13 protein-coding genes are annotated in these 19677 nt (G+C 60.4%); 6 read left to right on the top strand and 7 right to left on the bottom strand.

Going from position 1 to position 19677, the window contains the following annotated elements; genetic code table 11:
* From IPK32_08170 to IPK32_08160, 3 genes are all read right to left on the bottom strand, one after another.
* Window positions 1-1158, bottom strand: a complete 1158-nt coding sequence (locus IPK32_08170; protein MBK8091947.1) for a right-handed parallel beta-helix repeat-containing protein — start codon at window positions 1156-1158, stop codon at window positions 1-3.
* Entirely contained in the window at window positions 1155-2306 is a 1152-nt protein-coding gene (locus IPK32_08165) for an exo-alpha-sialidase (GenBank protein MBK8091946.1), read from the bottom strand. The genes IPK32_08170 and IPK32_08165 overlap by 4 nt, the downstream gene beginning before the upstream one ends.
* A gap of 81 nt (window positions 2307-2387) precedes the next feature.
* Complete coding sequence (locus tag IPK32_08160; GenBank protein MBK8091945.1) at window positions 2388-7853, bottom strand: autotransporter-associated beta strand repeat-containing protein; 5466 nt, start codon at window positions 7851-7853, stop codon at window positions 2388-2390.
* A 371-nt stretch (window positions 7854-8224) separates the two neighbouring features.
* Here IPK32_08160 and IPK32_08155 point away from each other — a divergent pair, with 371 nt between their 5' ends.
* A complete protein-coding gene (locus tag IPK32_08155; GenBank protein ID MBK8091944.1) occupies window positions 8225-8713 on the top strand; it encodes a hypothetical protein in 489 nt (162 codons plus the stop codon).
* Window positions 8714-8735: 22 nt separating this feature from the next.
* Here IPK32_08155 and IPK32_08150 read toward each other — a convergent pair whose 3' ends face one another.
* Together IPK32_08150 and IPK32_08145 are read right to left on the bottom strand one after the other, a co-directional pair.
* Window positions 8736-9872 carry an ATPase gene (locus IPK32_08150; GenBank protein ID MBK8091943.1) on the bottom strand — a complete coding sequence of 379 codons (1137 nt, stop codon included), beginning with the start codon at window positions 9870-9872 and terminating at the stop codon, window positions 8736-8738.
* A gap of 335 nt (window positions 9873-10207) precedes the next feature.
* Window positions 10208-10642, bottom strand: coding sequence for a hypothetical protein (locus IPK32_08145; GenBank protein MBK8091942.1), 435 nt, complete (start codon window positions 10640-10642; stop codon window positions 10208-10210).
* Between the two features lie 166 nt (window positions 10643-10808).
* Between IPK32_08145 and IPK32_08140 the strand changes: the two genes are divergently transcribed.
* The gene (locus tag IPK32_08140; GenBank protein MBK8091941.1) at window positions 10809-13154 is read left to right on the top strand and encodes a hypothetical protein; all 2346 of its coding nucleotides are present in this window, start codon (window positions 10809-10811) and stop codon (window positions 13152-13154) included.
* Between the two features lie 40 nt (window positions 13155-13194).
* Complete coding sequence (locus tag IPK32_08135) at window positions 13195-14562, top strand: Gfo/Idh/MocA family oxidoreductase (protein MBK8091940.1); 1368 nt, start codon at window positions 13195-13197, stop codon at window positions 14560-14562.
* Between the two features lie 68 nt (window positions 14563-14630).
* On the opposite strand, the gene IPK32_08130 is transcribed toward IPK32_08135, so the two are convergent.
* Together IPK32_08130 and IPK32_08125 are read right to left on the bottom strand one after the other, a co-directional pair.
* Entirely contained in the window at window positions 14631-15176 is a 546-nt protein-coding gene (locus IPK32_08130; GenBank protein MBK8091939.1) for a 3D domain-containing protein, read from the bottom strand.
* Window positions 15177-15416: 240 nt separating this feature from the next.
* Entirely contained in the window at window positions 15417-16673 is a 1257-nt protein-coding gene (locus tag IPK32_08125) for a hypothetical protein (GenBank protein ID MBK8091938.1), read from the bottom strand.
* Window positions 16674-16789: 116 nt separating this feature from the next.
* Here IPK32_08125 and IPK32_08120 point away from each other — a divergent pair, with 116 nt between their 5' ends.
* From IPK32_08120 to IPK32_08110, 3 genes are all read left to right on the top strand, one after another.
* A complete protein-coding gene (locus IPK32_08120) occupies window positions 16790-17647 on the top strand; it encodes a hypothetical protein (protein ID MBK8091937.1) in 858 nt (285 codons plus the stop codon).
* Window positions 17648-17697: 50 nt separating this feature from the next.
* Window positions 17698-18273 (top strand): hypothetical protein, encoded by a 576-nt coding sequence (locus IPK32_08115; protein MBK8091936.1) that lies wholly within the window; start codon window positions 17698-17700, stop codon window positions 18271-18273.
* Window positions 18274-18336: 63 nt separating this feature from the next.
* Window positions 18337-19635 carry a hypothetical protein gene (locus IPK32_08110; protein MBK8091935.1) on the top strand — a complete coding sequence of 433 codons (1299 nt, stop codon included), beginning with the start codon at window positions 18337-18339 and terminating at the stop codon, window positions 19633-19635.
* The last annotated feature ends 42 nt before the right edge of the window (window positions 19636-19677 follow it).

Genomic DNA, 19677 nt, shown 5'->3' with positions numbered 1-19677 from the left:
CTAAGGATTGCCCACGACGGGCTGGAAGTCGGCTTTCGGAGCGTTCGTGGTGCGGACGCGGAGGACCTCGATCGAGTTTTCATCCACGTTGGCGGAGTTGGACCATTTGAGGCCGATGGCTTTGCCGGGTTGGTCGAGGCGATGAAAAAGGCCGTCGATGACGATCTCGGTGAGCACGGAATTGGCACTGAGAGGGGCCATGTTCGCGCCGATGGGCGGTGTGAGGAAGCCGGCGGCGTAGCGATCATTGTAGATGAAGCGATTGTTCTCCAGCCGGGCCATGGCGAAGTTATCCATGCGCAGATGCTCGGCGCGGTTCGCGTCGAACTCGCAGGCTCGCACGAGGCCGCGTGACACGCTGGCACCGGGCGTGAGGATTTGCAGGCCGATGCCTTCGGCGTTCACCAATGTGGTCTCGCCGCTCCATCCGCAGCCCGCGAAAGAGCTGCGGTCGATGACGAAACCAGCGCTGCGGATCAGCGCACCGCCTGCGCCGCACATATTGAAGACGCTGCGCTCGATGGATACGCTCGGGCAGCCGATGGGATGATGATCGCGAAAGCCAAGGCCACCGATGCGGCTGATGGTGCAGCCTTCGATGGCGAGGAAGATGGTAGCGGTGAAGTCGGGGTTCGCATCCTTCGTGAGATCGCCGATCACGCGAATGCCATCGCCACCGAAGCCGGTGATGGAGACGTTTCGAATGCTCGGAGCATAGCAGCCCATCAACTCGATGGCGTGCTCGTCTTTGTCGCGGCCTTTGCCGACAAGGCGGAGTTTTTCAAAGCTCAGATCATGCAGGAACTGGCCCGCTTTTTTCACGCCCGTGACGCTGAACAACGGTCCGCTGGCACCACGAAACTCAATGCTGGTGAACTCCGAACCGCGACCGCGAAGCGTGGGTGCGGAGGCTCGTGTGTCACCCGGATTGCTGATCGTGAGCGTGCGATGGACGAGGTAACGCTGTGCGGGGAAAAACAGCACGCAGGGCGTCTCGCGGGCAAAGTCGAGTGCGGCCTGGATCGCCGCCGTGTCATCTGAGGGAAAGCCCGTGGCTCCCCAGCGCTCGACGGAATAGACTTCGTCTCCGCGTGGCACTGGGCTTTGCGCCAGAGTGATCTGCGAAAGCAGCACGAGACAAAAAACGACGTGCTTCATGGTGCAGTGATCCAGTCGAGGTTGAAGCGGGCGCATTGGATGTCGTTCTTCGTTTCCCACAGGCACAGCACGGTGCCGTCGGGCAGCACGGCGAGGTCGGAGTAAGCGCTGGGGCCCGCGTCGAGTGTTTTGCTGATGGGCCAGGTCTTGCCGTCGTCGCGACTGAGTTTGATGCTGAGGTTTTCGCGTTTGCCACGGCCTGCGGGCGTTTCTTTGCCGTCCTTGTCGAGCTTCAGCGTGTGGGGATTGGAATAGATGAGCGTTCCGGGCTTGGTGGGATGGGCGGTGATGCTGGCCATGCAGATCGGTTCCCAGAGTTGGTCGTGAAACGCGGGCTTGCTCCAGCCGGTGGCTCCGTTCGGGCTGAGGGTGATGATTTTACGATTCGGCTTCGACACACTGCGCGTGACGAGCATCACGCCGCCATCGGAAAGCTCCGCGAGCATCGTTTCATTCGGATTGCCGAACTCGCTGTTGTTTGGCACGGCGAGATCACCTGCGAGCCAGGTCTTGCCATGGTCGTCGCTGTAGATCGTGGCCGCTGCGGAGGGTGAATGATCGCCTTCTTTGCCGTAAGCGAGCCAGATGGGCACCACGAGGCGCCCGCTTTTGAGCTGAATGCCATGCCCGGGGCCGGTGGCGATGACTTTCCAGTCGTAGTGCTTCCGAAACGGCTCAAACGTGGCTGTGACATCCACCGGCGAGCTCCAGGTGAGGCCATCATCGGTGCTGCGCATCGCGTAGCAGCGGGCGTAGTTGATGCAGTAAAGAAACTCGATGGCCCCCGTCTCGCGATCCACGATGGCGACGGGATTGTTCACCGTCTGCTCCTTCTCGCCGCCGTCCTTTTTCTTGTGCGGATTGCCTTCCAAGCGTGCGCCATGATGCGCGATGTGTTTGGCCGCTTCCCACGTCTTTCCGCCATCCGTGGAGCGGCGTAGGTGGATTTCGATCTCGCCCCAATCGGAGCTGCTGTTCCGCCGTGCTTCTGAGTAAGCCAACACAGTGCCATTTTGCGTCACCACGATGCCCGGAATGCGGTAGCGGGCGATGCCATTCGTGTTGGCGGTGAAGACATCGACTTTTTCGAGAACTGGCTCGGCAGCCGCGATGGAGGCGAAAAGGGTGAGAAGGAGAAAGCGGATCATGGGTGGCGCTTGAGAGAACGCATCGAAGTCGTCAGCCAAGCAGCATTTTTGCAAGAACGCGATAGGTCGTGAGCGGACGACTCAGCGACGGCGGCGCATGATCGCCGCGAAGAGGCCTGTCATGAGCAGCAGTGCACGCGATGGCTCTGGCACGACGACGATGGCGATGGTGCCCGTCGTGGTGAGGGCGCTGATGTCCCAGGCAAAGCCAGTGCCGGAAATATCTGGCAGGTCGAGGCCAGCGGCCTCATCACCATTGCCGAAGAGCTGACTGATGAAGGTGAATTGGCTGCCAAAAGTGGGGGCACTGGCGAGGCCGGTCCAGTCGAGCAGATTGAAAACCTCCGCCGTGGTGGGCACGAGGGTGGCTGGGCCGACAGTGAGATTGGCATTGAAGGTGAGGGTGTTGGTGCCGGTACCGACGATGTCGATGCGGTCGGAGGTTCCGCCAGGGCTGATGCCGAGGATGACGCTGCCCCCAGACTGAAACTGGATGCTGCCAGAGCCGCTGGCGGGCGTGAAGGTGAGTGTGCCGTGGCTGCTCGCATCCGTGGAATCGCCCACCTGGATGGTGGAGCCACTGGCGGCGGTGAAACTGCTGCCGCGGACGTTTCCAGTGCCAAAGAGAGTAGCGGTATTGGCGATGGTGACGGCTCCCGTGCCAGTCTGGCCGGTGCCACTGCTACCGACCTGGAGTGCGCCTGCATTCACAGTGGTGACGCCGTCGTAGGTGTTGGCTCCGGTGAGGGCGAGCGTGCCTGCGCCAGCTTTGATGATGCCTGCAGTGGCTCCACTATTGGAGATGGCACCGGACACGAGCACATCGGTCGTGGCATTGGTGCTGTCATTGATGGTGAAGGTGCGATTGGCTCCATTCAGGTCCACATTGGCTAAGATGGTGCTCATAGAATTGTGAAAGCTGGCCGCGCCAGCGTTGTAGTTCACGGCACCGCCGAGCTTCAAGACGCCACCGCCGGTGGAGTCGATGATCTGGCTGGCGGAGTTCACGACGGTGGTGGAGTTCCCGCTGAGCGTGAGCGTGGTGATGGCATCGCTATGGCCAGCGAGGTCGAGCGAGGAGACACCGCCGAGGCGCTGATCGAGCGTGAGGGGTGTGTCCGGTAGAGCATTGTCCGTGCCGAGCTTGAGCGTGCCAGCGTTGATGGTGGTGGTGCCGTTGTAGGTATTGGCAGCAGAGAGCACGAGCGTGCCAGTGCCTGCCTTGGTGAAGCCTGCGGCGGTGGCACCGCTATTGCTGATGGTGCCACTGATGACGAGTTCCTCGGTGAGGGTGGCATTGTCATTCACGGTGAAGGTGCGGCTGGCGTTGTTGACATCCAGATTGGCGGAGATGGTGGCCTGTCCGTTTTCAAAGCCGACGGAGCCCGCATTGTACGTGGAATTGCCGCTGAGACGGAGGATGCCGCCGGTGGGTGTGTCGAAGACGCTTGCGGTATTGCCCGCGACGGTGGTGGTGGCAGCACCGAGAGTCAGAGAGGTGATGGTTTCCGCCTGTCCGTTGAGCTGGAGGGTGCCTTTGTTGATGGTGACGACTTCGGCGTTCGGGATGACTTCGGAGGCTCCGAGCTTGAGCGTGCCGTTGTTGACGGTGAGCGTGCCGGTGAAGTCGTTGGCCGTGTTATTGAGCGTCAAAGTGCCTGCGCCATCTTTGAGCACCTGATCGACGGGAGTGGTGCCGCCGGAGCCGATGCGGCCACTGGCGATGTGATCGCCATCGCCGCCGAAAGTGACATCGCGTCCCGTGCCACCTGCGGTGATGGCGGAAACGGTGAGCTGTGATCCTGCATCGGCCTGGATGCGTGCATCACTACCGAGGTCGATGGTGCCGGTCCAGGCATTGGTGCCGCTGAGGCTGCGCAGCCCACCCGTGGTGCTGACACCAGAGCCATTGAGAAGCAGCGCCTCACCCGTGACGGTGATGCCGCTAGTGATTTCCAGCGCATCCCCGCTATTCACCGTGGTGCCGCCCACGATGGAGCCGAGCGCATTTGCGTGCTGGATGCGCACGACACCATCCGCCACAGCAAAGACGTCGGCAAAGGTGTTGTTTCCGGTGAGCACGAGGCGTCCGAGGCCATTTTTGGTCAAGGTGCCGACAGCGCCGGTGTTTTGAATGACGGAGGACACGGTGAGATCGGCATCCACCGACGCGGAGTCGTCCACGGTCCAGGTGCGGGGGCCATTGATGTCGATGGTGCCGCCATTGATGAAGGAGGGCTGGCTGTTGACGTTGTCATTGGAGACGAGACTGCCGGTTTGAGTGAGCGTGGCGCCGGAGGCGAGGGTGAGCGTGGCCGGGGTGCTCTGGGCGGTATTGGTGGTAGAGCCAAAGGTGAGCGTGCTCACGGTCTGCGCTGTGTTGTTGAGCTCGACGGTGCCATTGATGATGGCGAGCGAGCCGGTGCCGAGGCTGCCTGTCGAGGTGGTGCGCAGCGTGCCACCCACACCATTCATCGTAGTGGCTCCGGTGTAAGTGCCTGCGCCGGAAAGCGTGAGGATGCTGGTGCCGGTGTAGCTGAGGCCATCCGCTCCGGTGCCTGGGCCGTCTGTGATGGAGCCGGTGATGTCCACCGCCGCAGTGCCCGTGATGGTCTGCGTGCGGCCCTGGTTGTTTTCTCCGAGCACCATGCCGCCGAGCACGAGCTTGTTGCCACTGCCCGCGTCGTTGACGGTGAGGGTGTTCGAGCTGGTGAAGCTAACCGGGCCAAACGTGAGCGTCTTGCTGGTGCCATTCAGCGTGAGAATGCGGCTACCGCCGATGCTGGCCGTGCCATTGGCAAAACTGAGGCTGTGTGTGCCGCCAAAGGCCAGATTGCCACCGATCACGACATTATTGGCTGTGGCGACGGTGATGTCCGCAGCGCTGGTATTGTCGATGGTGCCCGCAGTGAGCGTCAGCGTGCCAGCGCCGATGGCGGAGGCATGGTTCACATTCAGCCGGCCTGCCGTGAGGGTGACCGCACTCGTGGTGCTGGAGCCTGCCAATGTGAGCGTGCCCGCCGCATTGTTCATCGTGGTAGTGCCCGTGTAGGTATTGCTGCTGCCGCCGAGGGTGAGCGTGGAGCTGCCGGTGTAGCTCAGGCTATCCGCGCCAGTGCCCGCACCATCGGTGACTGGTCCGGTGATCTCGATAGCGGCATTGCCAGCAAAGGTTTGTGCACGGGCTTGGTTGCTCTCCGCCAGCACCAAACCGCCGAGCACTAGCTTATTTCCGCTGCCGCCATCATTCACGGTCTGCGTGGTCGCACTGGTGATGGAGAGGGTGCCAAAGGTGAGCGTCTTGCCGGTGCCATTCAGCGTGATCGTGCGGCTGCCAGTGGCGATGCTGGTGCCATTGGCAAAGCTCAGATCATTCGTGCCACCAAAGGTGAAACTACCGCCCCACGTCACCGCATTCGCCGTGCTGAGCGTGAGGGGCGAGCCGCTGCTGTTATCGATGGTCGTCCCCGTGCCGATAGAGAGGGCGCTGGTGCCGATGGCCGAGCTGGTGCCGCCGCTGCCCGCATTATTCAGGTGCAACGTGCCCGTCGTGAGCGTGGTGGCACCGCTATAGGTATTCGCACCGGCCAGCACCCAGGTGCCAGTGCCCGTCTTTGTCACCGCCAGCGTGCCTGAGGCACCGTTCGTGTTTTGGATCACGCCAGAGATGGTGTTGAGGTCTGTATTGCTACCGCTCAGCGTCAGCGTGCGAGGTACCGTGACACCTGCCACGGCCACATTGAAAGTGGGCGCATCCAGCACCAAAGCACCCGTGCCATTGTTCGTGATGCCTCCGCCATTGCCGTGAGTCGCCGTGCTGGTGCCGAGCTGAAAGGTGCGGTCCGAGCTATCTCCACTACCGATGTATTCCAGCGTGCCCGAGCGAAACTGCGAGCCCATCTGGATCGGCACGCCCGCCGTACCCTGGCCCAGGGAGCTGTTCTGGCCGTAATCCGCCATCTTGGGCACCATCGTGACATTCACCGCGAGATTCGTCTGCCCAGTGTAGCTGCTATTCGTCGCCCTCAGCGACAGTGTGCCATCGCCATTCTTCGTGATGCCTCCCGCGCCGCTGAGTGTGCCACTGATGATAGCATCCACGGCAACGGCGGTGGCATTGGTGATCTCCAGCGTGCGCACCGCCGAACCGAGGTCGATGGGGTTCTGGAAATCCACTGTATGCGTCGCAGAATTCGCCCCGAGATATAAAGCCGAACCGTTCGGCACAAAGCTACCCATCGCCCATGTCACCGTAGCTCCCGCTCCGCCGAGATTCACCACGCGATCCGCATTGTAGGCTGCGAAACCTCCACCACCCGTCCACTGCACCTGCGTCACCCCGGTGCCCAGCTCCCGCGTGAAGTCTCCCGTGCCCAGCCCGACCAGACCATTCCCACCGATCCGCAGATTGCTCGTGCCGCCCGTCGTGCCGACACCGCCCGGCAGCGCATTCGCGTGGTTGAGCAGCAGCACACCACCATTCGCATAGGTCTGCCCGGTGTAAGTGCTCGCCGCGGTGAGGCTTAGCGTGCCAGCGCCATTCTTCGTCAGCGCACCCGTGCCCGTGCTGTTCACGAGGCCGCCGCTCATCACCGCATCGATCAGCGCATTCACCGTTCCATTCCCATCGTTCACCGTGACCGTTCGCGTGCCGCCATTCAGATCCACCGGATTTTGGAAATCGACCGTGTGCGTAGCATCCTGCGTATCGGAGCCATTTCCGTAACCAAAGATCAAAGCACTGCCCGTGGGCACAAAGCCGCCCGCATTCCACGTCACCGTGGCACCACTACCGCCGAGATTCACCACGCGGTTCGCATCAAAGGCCGCAAAACCACCCACACCCGTCCACTGCACCTGATTGGCCCCTGTGCCGAGTCCTCGCGTAAAATCCCCCGCGGCCAGTCCCAGCAGCCCACCAGCAAAAGTCAGCCCACTCGTCCCACCTGTCGTGGCCGTGCCGCCAGGGAGTGCATTCGCATGGGTCAGCACCACCACCGCCGTGCCACCCAGCGTCGTCGTGCCGGAGTAGGTATTCGCAGCCGCCAGTGTCAGCCTCGCTCCGCCTGCCGTCGTCAGGCCAAAGCCGCCGCCGCCATCACTGATCACGCCGTTGAGCGTCAGGTTATGAAGAGCCGTGCCATTTGCAGCCACGGTAATCGTTCGCGTGGCATTCAAGACCATGTCGAGACCGATCGCGTCCGTCGTGATGGCATTAAAACTCGTGCTCGTAGAGGCTGTGGTGATGTTTCCACCCAAAGTGATCCGATTTCCGCTCAACGAAAAAGCAGACACGTTCGGGTTCAGATTGTTCGTGAAGTCGATTCCCCCCACCAGCGTATCCACCGCCAGGTTATTCACCGCCCCCAGCCGCGTGCTCCCGCCGAATTGCAGGATGTCTCCCGCCGTGAAAGCCACGCCCGTCCAGTTTCCCACCGTGGACCAGTTATCATCCGCCCCGCCACCATTCCAAACGAGTGTAGCGCCACGCAAAGAAACGCCTGTAATGGCCATGCAGAGAGTGCCGGTGAGTAGTCGGTAAATCATAGGGCTGCCAGTGTGGTAATTACGCGACGCTCCACAGCCTGCGGCTTGTCCCGTCGCCAAGGACGGCGCTTAAACAGAGTGGCATCCAATAATCTAGCAGCCGAACCCAGAAAATATTCCTATACCACCCAAAACCTCCCCAGACCGATTAAAAGAAGCACGGACTGAAGGTGATACACCGTGCCATCGGCAAAAAACGCTATGCTAAGTGGCTACCGCGCACATTTGGAAAGGGTATCGAAATAAATCCACATATCACCGCTCATATGCTCGCGGCCCAGGTAGTGAACGCCTACCTCAAGAGTCTGTCTAGTAGGCCCTTCGGCATCTTATCTCTGATGAAAACAAAGAGATCGTCAAAGACCTTGAAAATGTCATTGCTTGGCTCCAGGCTGAACAAGGGAAAAAAGGGCTTTTTTATCGTTGGGTTGCTGCTCAGTGGGATTACGGCGTTTCCGTTGCTCACGGAGTTGCGGGTGTTGGGTTCATGGTTGGGGATCACGGATCATGCGGCGTATGCGCAGCATACTGGGCTGGTGTGGTGGATCGGCTATGTGTGGCATGGGCTGGAGGAGACGTATGCGCGGTTCCCGTTTATGGCTTATGGCACGGATTGGCTGGCTTTCGGGCACATCATGATCGCGTTTTTCTTCATCGGGCCGTGGCGTGATCCGGTGGGGAATGCCTGGGTGCTGAAGGTGGGGCTTTTTTGCTGCGCAGCGGTGTTCCCACTGGCGCTGATCTGTGGGGCGATCCGCGGCATCCCGCTCTACTGGCAGGTGATTGATTGCAGCTTCGGTGTTTTCGGCTCGTTGCCGCTGCTGTACTGCCTGCGGTTGGTGCGGCAGATGCGTGAGTGAGGCGGGCGCTGCGTGCTGAGCGTCACGCTTTGGCCTTATTCAGCCGCATATCCATCCAGACGGCGAGGATGAGCACGGCACCACGGGCGATGAATTTGCGCTCGGGCTGGAAGGACATGAGCGTCATGCCATTGAGCAGCGCGGTCATGATCATGGCACCCAGGAGCACCCCTAGCACACCACCACGCCCACCGCGTAGGCTTACACCACCGATCACACAGGCTGCGACGGCATCCAGCTCCATGAGCTCGCCCACGGTGGTGGTGGAGGAGCCTGCGTAGGCGGTCTGCATGAAGCCCGTGATGGCGACGATGCCGCCCATGCACGCGAAGGCGGCTACGATGGCCTTTTTCACCGGCACGCCGGAAACGAAGGCCGCTTCGGCATTCCCACCGATGGCATAGAGATGCCGCCCGAATGCGGTATGCTGCGTGAGCACATACACGGCGAATGTCACCGCGCCGAGGATCAATGATGGCAGCGGAATGCCGCGAAACTGCCCCGTGACGATGACGAAGAGGGCCAGCGCCTGCGCCGCGATGAAGATGCGCATGAAGCGTGCCTCACCGCTCTCCACATCAAATCCATGCGCCTGCTGCTGCCGCCGTGCGATGCCGCTGCTGATGATCAAGGCCAGCACCAGCACCGCCGCGAGCACCCAGCCGAGGTGTGCGGGCAAATAATACGTGGTGAGCAGGGAGTAGGCATTGGTCTCTCCACCACGGGCTACGGGCACGGTGGCGTTCTGGATGACCTGCCAGAAGGCTCCTTTGAAGATGAGCAGGGCTCCGAGCGTGACGATGAAGCTGGGCATATTCTCCCGCACGATGAAGCTGCCCATGCCCAGCCAGATCAGCACGCCACAGGCCAGGCCAGCGGCTAGGGCGAGTGGTGCTGGCCATCCGTGATGAAAGACGAGCACGCTGGCGATGCCACCGAGCAGACCCACGCCGCTCCCGGCAGAGAGATCGATGTGACCGGGCAAAATGATCAGCAGCATGCCCATGGCCAGCGTGGCGGTGATGGAGAGCTCCACCATGAGATTGCTCAGATTCCGTGCGCTGAGGAACTCGGGCGCCATAATGGCGAAAAAGGCCATGACGCTCAGTAGGGCGAGCGGGATGGAGAAATCACGGAGGGCGAGGCGTGTCTGCGGCATGTGACCGAGACTAAAATGCCCACGGTGGAATGTCGAATGCCGATTCGGCTGCCGCCATCTGCGCATACGCATCATAATGATGTCAATCGTACAGAGCGAAAATGAGGACAGGATTAACAAGATTTTCAGGATTATGCAGGATTAACGGCCTGTAACTTGTTGGCACCTTAACAATCGAAAGGATAAAGCTTTGAGATCGTCGCGGCCCGACCGAGTTGCCCAGGGAAATCCTGCATAATCCTGTCATCTGTTTGATTGGCTCCAGGTTCACTTGGACAAAAGAGGCGGCACGCATGCACCGCCTCGTGGGAATTCGATTTGGAGAAGTGGGAGGATTATTCCACGCCTTTCCAGGCTCCGAAGTTGGCTCCTTCGGTGATCCATTTCTTGATCAGGTCGATGTTCGCGGCGCTGACGCGGTCGCCTTTGCCTTCTGGTGGCATGGCGAGGTCATCGGACTCGGGGAGGAGCATGGATTTGACCAGCCAGCTCGCATCGGGCTTGCCGGCGACGACGTTTTCGTTCGGGTACTCTTTGCCACCCTTCATGATGACAGCGGCGCCATCGAGGCGGAGGCCGCCTTTGGGCTTCTTCACCTTACCTTCTTCTTCATGCTGTTTCTGGTGGCACTTGAAGCAGCTCTCCTTGAGGACAGGGAGGATTTGCTTTTCGAAGTCCACTTTACCGGCGTCTTGGGCCTGGCTGGTGGTGGTGGCGAGAGACGCGACGAGCGCGAGGGCGGCAGCGGTGAGGGCGAGGGGCTTTTTCATGGGTTAGGATTCGTATGGACGAAGCGGCGCAATTTTTGTTCGAGGGAAGAATGGCGTCAAGAGCGGGATCGGCCACAAATCGCGAAATAGCGCCATGCGCTTTATTCAATGACGGTAGCGGCATCATCCATGTAAATCACTGGCTGGCTGGCGTATTCTCCGGCGCATGAAATGCCTCGTTTTCACCCTACTGATCTGTTCGCTCGCATCCGGTGCCGCAGCGCAGGCCGTCCCGAAAGCCCCCGCCGCAGCTAAAAAGGCGGTGAAGGCCGAGATCACGCGTGTGACGCCGCCTGGGCTGCAAAGTGGCGCAGAGAGCCTATGGACGATCACGGGCAAAAATCTCGATGCAGTGGGCTTGCAGGTGATGAGCTCACACCCGGCGCTGAAGGCGCAGATCGTGCCGAAGTCGATCAAGCCGACCACGGCCCGTGTACGAGTCATGGCGGGTGCAGAGTTGCCCCGTGGGAAGCATGAAGTGTGGCTGAAGAATGAAGCAGGCGAGTCTGCAAAGGTGAAGGTCTTTGCCGATGACCTGCCGATCACCACGCAGCCGGGAAAGGCCGAATCCCTGCCCGCGAGCTTGTGGGGCACACTCACGGCGACGGGGCAGCATGATGCCTGGCGCTTTCAGGCGCGGGCGGGTGAGGAGCTGGTGCTGGATCTGGCGGTGGCGCAGGTGGAGAGCAAGGCGAAGTCACCGACGCTGGAGATCATGGATGCCAGCGGCACCGTGCTGGCGGTGAATCGCGGCCTAGACAGTGGCAGTGACCCATTTCTGGCCTGGAAAGCACCTGCAGATGGCGAGTACACCGCTGTGGTGAGCAATACCACGATGGATGGCAGCGCCGAGCATGTTTACCGGCTGAATATCGGTGCGCTGCCCTATGTCACGGGTTGGTCCCCGCTCACTGCGCAGGCCGGCCAGGAGACGAAGATTACACTCATCGGCCATCATCTCGGAGAAAAGGCCACGGTGATGATGAAGCCGGATAAAGAAGGCATGGCCAATGTGCCGCTGGATGCCAAGACGCTGCGTTTCCGCTCGCAGCCCGTGCTACGCGTCAATGCACTGCCCCAGGTGCGTGAGGCGGATGCTGTGGCTGCACAGTCGGTGACGCTACCGGCGACGATCCATGCGGCTTTGTCCCGAGTGGGTGAGGTGGACACCTTCGCCTTTGATGCCAAGAAAGGGCAGCAGTGGATCATCGAGACGCTGGCCGGCCAGGCTGGATCACCTGCGGATACGAAGATCGAGCTGCTCGATGCGCAGGGCCAGCCGGTGCCGCGCATGCGCATGCAGGCCATGCGTGACAGCTACAATAACTTCCGCAGCGTCGATGCGAACAATCCAGACATCCGCCTGCAAAACTGGGAGGAGATGGAGCTCAATGAGTATGTGTGGTTCGCGGGCGATGTGATGCGCATCGTGCGCATGCCGCGTGGGCCGGATGGCGGCTGCTTTTTCTACGCACAGGCAGGCATGCGCCGCGCCTACTTTGACACCAGCGCCACCTCACACTCATTGGATGAGCCATGCTACATCGTGGAGCCGCGTGCGCTGGGCAGCCAGATCGTGGCGAATGGGCTACCCGTCTTCACCCTGCATTACGCGAATGATGACAGCGGTGATCGGAAGCTCGGCAGGGACTCGCGGCTGAGCTTCACGGCACCGGCGGATGGGCGCTACGCCGTGCGAGTGACCGATACGCGTGGTCAAGGCGGTGAGCGTGCCGTGTATGCACTGACGATTCGCCATCCGCGCCCGGATTTCTCCGTCAAGCTAGCCGGTGCAGATGCCAAAGTGATGCCTGGAGCCAGCGTGGGCTTCTCCATCCGTGCGGATCGTCAGGACGGCTTCGATGACGACATCGTGATCGACATCACAGGCCTGCCTGCGGGGTATTTTGCCTCTTCGCCGTTAAAAATCGAAGCGGGGCATGATTTGATCAGCGGATCACTGCACGCGGCGGCAGATGCACCTGTTGGCGCAGATTGGAGTAAGGTGAAAGTGACCGCGCATGCCCGCATCGGCAGCCAGGAGGTGGCGCACACGATCCCTGGCGGCTTGGGCAAAGTCACCCTCGGTGCGAAGCCGAAATTCATCATCGTGATGGAGCCAGATGTGGGCGGAAAAGCCGTGATGCGTGAGCTGAAGGACGAAACCAAGCCGCTGGAGATCACGCTGGTGCCTGGTCAAACAGTGAAGGCCTGGATCAGAGCCGTGCGCCAAGGCGATGAAGGCCTGATCAATCTCGATGTGCATGGATTGCCACACGGCGTGATCGTCGATGACATCGGCCTCAATGGAGTGCAAATCCGCCCAAAGGAGAATGAGCGCCCCATCTTTTTCCGCGCTGCGAAGTGGATGACCGAGCGTGAAGCTCTCTGCCACGCTGCCCTGAGCAGTGCGCGGAACGAGCACGACAGCGCTGGCCTCCAGACGAGTTTCCCGATTCTGCTGAAGATCCGCAAAGCGGAGGTGGCGGCGAATACTCAGCCGAAGCTCTGAATGCGAGATGAACCAGAGTGGTGACGTTTCACCTCTCTCCATGAAACGCCGCTCCTTTTTCAAGCAAACTGCCGCCTATATCTCCGCCCCTGCCATCCTGAGTGCGCGGTCGCCGAACGGAATGTTTCAGGTGGCGTCCATCGGTGTCGGCGGCATGGGCGGGAATACGATGATGAGCGTGCTCCAGCATCCGAAAGTGCGCATCGTGGGCATGTGTGATGTGGATGCGAAGACGCTGGAGCTGGCCACCAAGGGCATGTCCTCCCGGCGAAAAGAACTCCAGGACCCCGCCGCAAAGGAGCGGCTAGGGGATGCGGCGACGTATCGTGATTACCGCGAGATGATCGCGAAAATGGGCGACTCGGTCGATGCGATCACCATCGGCACACCGGATCACATGCATGCACCCATCGCCGTGAGTGCTCTGCGAGCAAAGAAGCACATTTATCTCCAAAAACCGCTCACCCATCACATCCATGAGGCACGCATTCTCGGCGCAGAGGCAGCCAAAGCCGGTGTGACGACGCAAATGGGCACGCAGGGCCATTCCAGCGTGGAGACCTCCCTCGCCGTCGATTTGATCAAAAATGGCGCGATCGGCAAAGTGAAGGAAATCATCTGCTGGGAGAACAAAAAGGCCAATTGGTGGCCCAAAGTGACGCAGCGGAAGCCCCAGGCCGATGCGGTGCCTGCAAACATCGACTGGGATCTATGGCTAGGCATCGCCCAGGAAGTGCCCTTTCTCGAAGGAGCCTACCATCCGTCCATGTGGCGTTCGTGGGTCGATTTTGGCGTGGGGATGATGGGCGATATGGGCTGCCACTACTTCGATGTGGTCTTCGCCTGCCTGGGGCTGGCGGCTCCTACGCGTGTGCGCTGCCTCGATGAGGGCAGCACCGGTGATCTCTATGCGATGAAGCGCCACCTGGAGCTGGAATTCCCCGGCACGGCACTCACAGCGGGTGATACGATCAAGATGACCTGGACCGATGGCGGCTATCCGTATGATCCCAAGGTCGTCATCAAGCCCGCTGCACTGACGAAAGAGGTCACCAGCGGCATATTCTTCATCGGTGAGACCGGCAGCATCTTCAAACCGCACAGCCAGCGCCCCTGGCTGGTGCCGGAGGAGAAATTCACCGGCTTCACCTATCCAAAGACACGCCTCGCCAATCACTACACCGACTGGGTCGATGCCTGCATGAAAGGCGAGAAAGCCGCCACCGATCTGCCGACCTACGGCTGCCCCGTGACCGAGGCCGTGCTCCTGGGCGTGCTAGCGGAGAGGAATCCAGGCAGCTGGATCGAGTGGGATGCCGCCAAAGGTCAAGTGAGCAACAAACCGGAGCTCAATGCCCAGCTCACCCGGAAATACCGGGACGGATGGAGCGTGGCGGGCCTAGGCTAAGCCTAAAACCAGTTTCAAACCGAGAACTGCGAACACCAGTCAAATTCCCCCCCCCACTCCCTATGGGCTCAGCTACTCGCCCTCTGCTGCGTCTGGATGCGGTAGATCATCTCGCGGACATGGGAGGCCTTGCCAGCACGGGGCTTTAGCACCGCCAGACTCTTGCTCATCGAGCCCCAGCGCAGGATGTGAATGTCCACGCGGCGGGTACCCCAGCGGTTCATGAGCCGGGTGGAGGGCTGATAGATGTCGATCGTGCGGGTGCCGACCAAGGCACTGCCATAATCATCGACCACATAGACGGAGGAGTCCCCCTTGATCTGGAAGACCGTGCCTAGCGGGTAAATGGACCAGTCGGCGGCGGCGCTGCGGATTTTCCCACTATTGAGCCGGGTGCCTACGGCACTCTGGGCACCGTATTGGAGATGATCTGCCTCGGAATGCGTGTAGGCCGTGGTGCGCACACCAGAGATGACCTGGCCAGGCTTCGCAGCGGCGACTTGGGCCACAGGGGCCTTTTTCGCGGGTGCGGCAGTGGCGACGGACTTTTGCAACTGGCCAGTGATGGACTGGGCACAGAGGGCGACGACGCAGACGAGTGTATTGGTGATCAAGATGAGGTTGGGGTAGTTTATCACGCCTCCCCAGGCTGGCAGCCAGCCCGAAGAAGGGGCGCGGATGCTGTAGAGATGCCCGGAATGGTCAATTCCGTGAAATTTGCCTCATTATGGCGAGTCGAGTCCCTGGACTGAAAACGCCCGTTTCCACTCAGTTAGCCTTTTTTGTGCCATGACGGCACAGTTTTCGCCCTCCGAGGTAGAAAAAGTTTTCGCTCAGATGTCTCTTTTGCCCGTTTAGCGCCAGCCCATGGGCTGTGTCCAGGCCATTTCCTTCTGATTGGGGAAGGTGGGATTCGGATGCGCCTTCGAGCTAGTAATGACAGCGCGGAAGTAGAGTTCATCACCCGTGGGTCGCCACTCGATGCTGGTGCCGGTGAGCGTGGCGAGTGTAGTCCCGATGTCCGTGCTGTACCGAAGGCGTGTGGGATGCGGATCACCCGCTGGCATGGATTCCTCCTTCGTCGTGGCATCAAAGCCGCGCCGGGTGCCCACGATGCGGGTGGTGTAGGTGATGCCGGGCTCGGCTTTGATCTGAAGATGCAGGGTGCCGCTGGTGAAGCGGACGTCATCGAGCGAGACGCCGCTGCTGGCGTAGAAGTCACCGGCTTTCATGGCATTGACCAGGGCATCAGGCTCCAGGCTGGCAGAGCGGACCATGACCCAGCCGCGTCCGGGGCTGCTCTCCTCGCCGTGGTAGTCGTGGCTGTCATCCGTGCCGACTCCGAAGAGCGGGGCGGCTTTGTATTTGGAGATACGCAGCGTGTTGGCGATGTCCCAGATGCGCTCATGGCCATCCCGCTGGGCATCTCCTTCATAATAGATGAGTGGGTGGCCATTGTAGATCTCAAAGAAGTTCTCCTCAGTCACGGCAGCGAGATCATCGGCGGTCAGTGCCCAGCGGAAGTTCGGGTGATTGATGTGGGTGAAGATGGGGGGGCCGAGCTTCGCCGCCTGCTCGGCGACGAGGCGCAGATTCGCCCGCATGGTCTCCTGGATGCTGACGTGGTCTTTCACCGGCTGGATTTCCTGCTGGATGTTCACCGCATTCATGTGAATGGGCGCTTTTTGGAAGGAGGCGCTGATTTCCTCCGCCTTGACGATGAGGAACTTGCCCGGCTCATCGAATTTCGGGGCGTATTCGCTCATCTGGCGCAGGCGGACCTCGGTGGAGCCGTCCTTCTCGCGGGTGATGACCCAGTCGTTGCCAAAACGAGACCGGTACTTGTCCATGGTGGCCTTTCCCAGCATCTTTCGGCGCTTTTCCACGGCTTTCACATCCATCCACAGCTCCTTGGCCTGGAGCACATTGTGATCGGAGAGCGCGATGAAGTCGTAGCCCTTCGACTTGTACCAGTCGATGATCATTTCTGGGAAGTCATCACCGTCACTCCAGAGCGTGTGGGTGTGCGTGTTGCCCTTGTACCAACGCGTTTCGGCAGATGCGGAGGTGACGAGGAGCAGCAGGGCAGGGAGGAGGGAGCGGAAGGACATGCACCAGTCAGAACGCGCTTCTGCCTGGCATTTTTCCGTTTGCCGGCCAAAGGCTGTGCGTGACAGCCGCCTTACCGGAGGATAAGATTTTTCCAATAATCCCCTTCCGAAAAGCCATGCACCCCGCGCAATCACTCCAAAAAGCAGCCTGCTTTATCGGGTTAGTCTTTTTGAGCGTCGGCTGCGTGAAGCGTGAGGACTACGACCGCGTCCTCGCAGAGAAAAAGGCCCTCCAGACCCAGCTCGATCAGCGTGCAGAGCAGCTCAGGCTCATCTCCACGCAGTACCTCGCCGCCCAGCAGACGCTGGGGCAGCTACCGGAGCTTCAGGCACGGCTGAAGGCCGCCCAGGAGCAGGTGGAGCAGAAACAAAAGGAAATCGACGATGTGAATGCCCGCTGGGACCAGTTCCGCCAAGAGCGGCGCAAGGCCATGCTCGGACGTGAGTACCCAGAGCTGCGCCTCGATGAAGGCCGCGTGCTGAAGCATGTCATCATCACCGCGATTCAGGATGATGAGCTCGCGCTGCGTCATGATGAAGGCGTGATGAAAGTACAGCTCGCCAAGAGCAATGACGAGCTGCGCTGGCAGTCCTGCTATGATCCCTCGGAGAGTGCGGAGTCGAAGCGCAAAGCCATGCTCGCCCGCACCAAGCTGCTGGAGCAGCGCCTCGCGGAGGATGCCAAAAGAGGCACCGCATCCGTTAAAAGCACCACCTCCACGAAGACCAAAGAGGTCCAACTGATGCGTGATGTCATCCGCAACCAGCGCAAAGCACTCAATGATGCCTACTTCCGTCTGCGAAAAGAGCACCCAGATGCTCTACGCGGTGCAGATTGGAACTCTGCCCGTCCAGAGGACAGCGGCCTCATCAATGTCTTTGCCAAGCGCCGCGCCGTCATCGGCATCAATGAGCTCGATAGCCTAGCCACTGCCATCAAAGCCAACTTGCGTAAGCTCAGCGATCTCGAATAGGCAATATCTCCCACCCGACACCCTTTCATCACACACCCAGACAACAGCCCATGAACCACCGCACCCTCCTCCTCGCCACCGCCACCTTTGCCGCCAGCGCACTCAGTGCCGCCGCCGTCGATTACAAATCACAAATCGCACCCATTTTCCGCTCCAAATGCTTCGAGTGCCATAGCGAGACCAAAAAAGTCAAAGGCGACCTCGCTCTCGATGATGCAAAGATGACGGAAAACGTCGGGCCAGGTAAACACATCGTCCCGAACAGTGTCCCCAAGAGCACGCTCTACTATGCCTGCACCCTGCCCGATGATGATGAGGATGTCATGCCCCCCAAAGGCAAAAACCGCCTCACACCCGCCGAGCTGAAGCTGCTGGAGACCTGGATCACCGAAGGTGCACCCCTGACCGCCGGTGGTGCAGCCCCAGCGCCTACCGCTGCCGCACCTGCTGCCGCTGGTGCCCCGATGAAATGGACCAGCAATGATGGCAAAGTCATCGAGGCTAGTTTTGAGCGCCTGGAGGGCGACGGCGTCGTGCTGACCATCGCTGGCAGTGGCTCCTTCCTCGTCCCCCTGAGCCGTCTTTCTCCCGAAAGTCAGGAACAGGCCAAAACAGCGAAAAAATAACACCCCACTCACTCCGCAGCGATGAAGCGGGTTTTTCTCCTCTCGGCAGGTTTGATCGCATTCGTGTCCGCGAGTGCGGAAATGCGCATGTGGACGAATATCACCGGTCAGATCATCGAGGCGGAGATGACCGGTGTGAACGCCGTGAAGCGCAGCGTGCAGATCCGCCTCAAAAACGGCTCCATCGCAGAAATCCCCATCGAAAGCCTCAGTCCGCCTGATAAAGAATACGCACGGCAGCACTGGGAGCAAATGCAGTCCGCAGGAGGCGCACCTGCCGCTAGCACGCCTGCGGTGGATGTGAAAAAGCTGCCACCGCGCTACGCCTCCCGCTTTAGCGCAGATGCACGCCTCGCGAAGCTGCTCGAAAGCGGCCTCACAGCCGATGCAGAGGCCGCCGTCATTCGCTCGCTCGATGGCTTCAAGGCCAAGCAAAATGCAGACGGCTCCTGGGGACGTGGGAACAAGTGTGCCATGACTGGATTCGCCCTCCAGTGCTTCCTCGGTCACGGCGAAACGCCCGATTCAGAGGCCTATGGTGATAGCATCATGCGCGGCCTCATGTTCCTGATCGAAACGGCGAAAAAGAACCCGCACGGCATGCTCGCAGAGACCTGGGAGGGCGGCAAAAGCGGTGCTGGCACCTATGAGCACGCCATCGCCACGGATGCCCTCGGCCAATACACCCTCGCGAGACTCGGTAGTAAGTCGCTGCCTGGATTGCGCGAGGCGTATGAAAAAGCCATCGCCCTCATCATCTCCCAGCAGACTCCAGAGGGATCATGGAGCTACGGCGGCAGAGACATCGCCTACAATCCACAAAAAGGAAAAGACCTCTCACTCGCCAACTGGCATTTCCTCGCACTGCACACCGCGCAGGATTGTGGATTGAAGATCCAGGGGCTCGAATCCGCGATGAAAAAAGCCTCCTCCTATATCCAGGACATGCAGACGAAGGATGGCGGCTTTGGTGCTAGCAGCCGCGAGTTTCACTACAATCAGTGGTCCCTCTCCGGTGGTGCTACCGCCGGTCTGATGCTGCTCGATGACAGTAGCGCCGCACAGGCGCAAAAAGGCATCCGCTTCATTCACAACTACCTCACTGCCGAGCCGCCAGAATGGGATCAAAGCTGCAATCTCTATTGCTGGTATGGCTACACCAATGCCCTGCATCAAGCTGGCGGCGCAGAATGGCTCTCCTACGCGAAAAAAGTCTCCCCCCAGGTCACTGCCGCTCAGGAGTCCGATGGTCGCTTCAAGAGTGGCAGACCGAATTACCCCGCTGGAGACGCCACAGACCCCACCTACCGCCAGGCACTCTGTACGCTGATTTTGGAGACACCCTACCGCATGGCGAAGTGAGGCAAAATCGGGGCTCCAAACCGCCTCCGAGGCGTTGCAGCC

The sequence above is a fragment of the Verrucomicrobiaceae bacterium genome (assembly GCA_016713035.1).
Taxonomy (GTDB): Bacteria; Verrucomicrobiota; Verrucomicrobiia; order Verrucomicrobiales; family Verrucomicrobiaceae; genus Prosthecobacter.
Note: the sequence above shows the minus strand (reverse complement) of the source record. Positions and strands in the feature narration are given on the sequence as shown.

Bases quoted from the DNA above. Each gene is read 5' to 3' on its own strand.
- IPK32_08145 (MBK8091942.1), bottom strand. From the start codon at position 10,642: ATGAAAAAGCCCCTCGCCCTCACCGCTGCCGCCCTCGCGCTCGTCGCG.
- IPK32_08165 (MBK8091946.1), bottom strand. From the start codon at position 2,306: ATGATCCGCTTTCTCCTTCTCACCCTTTTCGCCTCCATCGCGGCTGCC.
- IPK32_08170 (MBK8091947.1), bottom strand. From the start codon at position 1,158: ATGAAGCACGTCGTTTTTTGTCTCGTGCTGCTTTCGCAGATCACTCTG.
- IPK32_08155 (MBK8091944.1), top strand. From the start codon at position 8,225: ATGTCATTGCTTGGCTCCAGGCTGAACAAGGGAAAAAAGGGCTTTTTT.
- IPK32_08120 (MBK8091937.1), top strand. From the start codon at position 16,790: ATGCACCCCGCGCAATCACTCCAAAAAGCAGCCTGCTTTATCGGGTTA.
- IPK32_08160 (MBK8091945.1), bottom strand. From the start codon at position 7,853: ATGATTTACCGACTACTCACCGGCACTCTCTGCATGGCCATTACAGGC.
- IPK32_08140 (MBK8091941.1), top strand. From the start codon at position 10,809: ATGAAATGCCTCGTTTTCACCCTACTGATCTGTTCGCTCGCATCCGGT.
- IPK32_08125 (MBK8091938.1), bottom strand. From the start codon at position 16,673: ATGTCCTTCCGCTCCCTCCTCCCTGCCCTGCTGCTCCTCGTCACCTCC.
- IPK32_08150 (MBK8091943.1), bottom strand. From the start codon at position 9,872: ATGCCGCAGACACGCCTCGCCCTCCGTGATTTCTCCATCCCGCTCGCC.
- IPK32_08115 (MBK8091936.1), top strand. From the start codon at position 17,698: ATGAACCACCGCACCCTCCTCCTCGCCACCGCCACCTTTGCCGCCAGC.
- IPK32_08135 (MBK8091940.1), top strand. From the start codon at position 13,195: ATGAAACGCCGCTCCTTTTTCAAGCAAACTGCCGCCTATATCTCCGCC.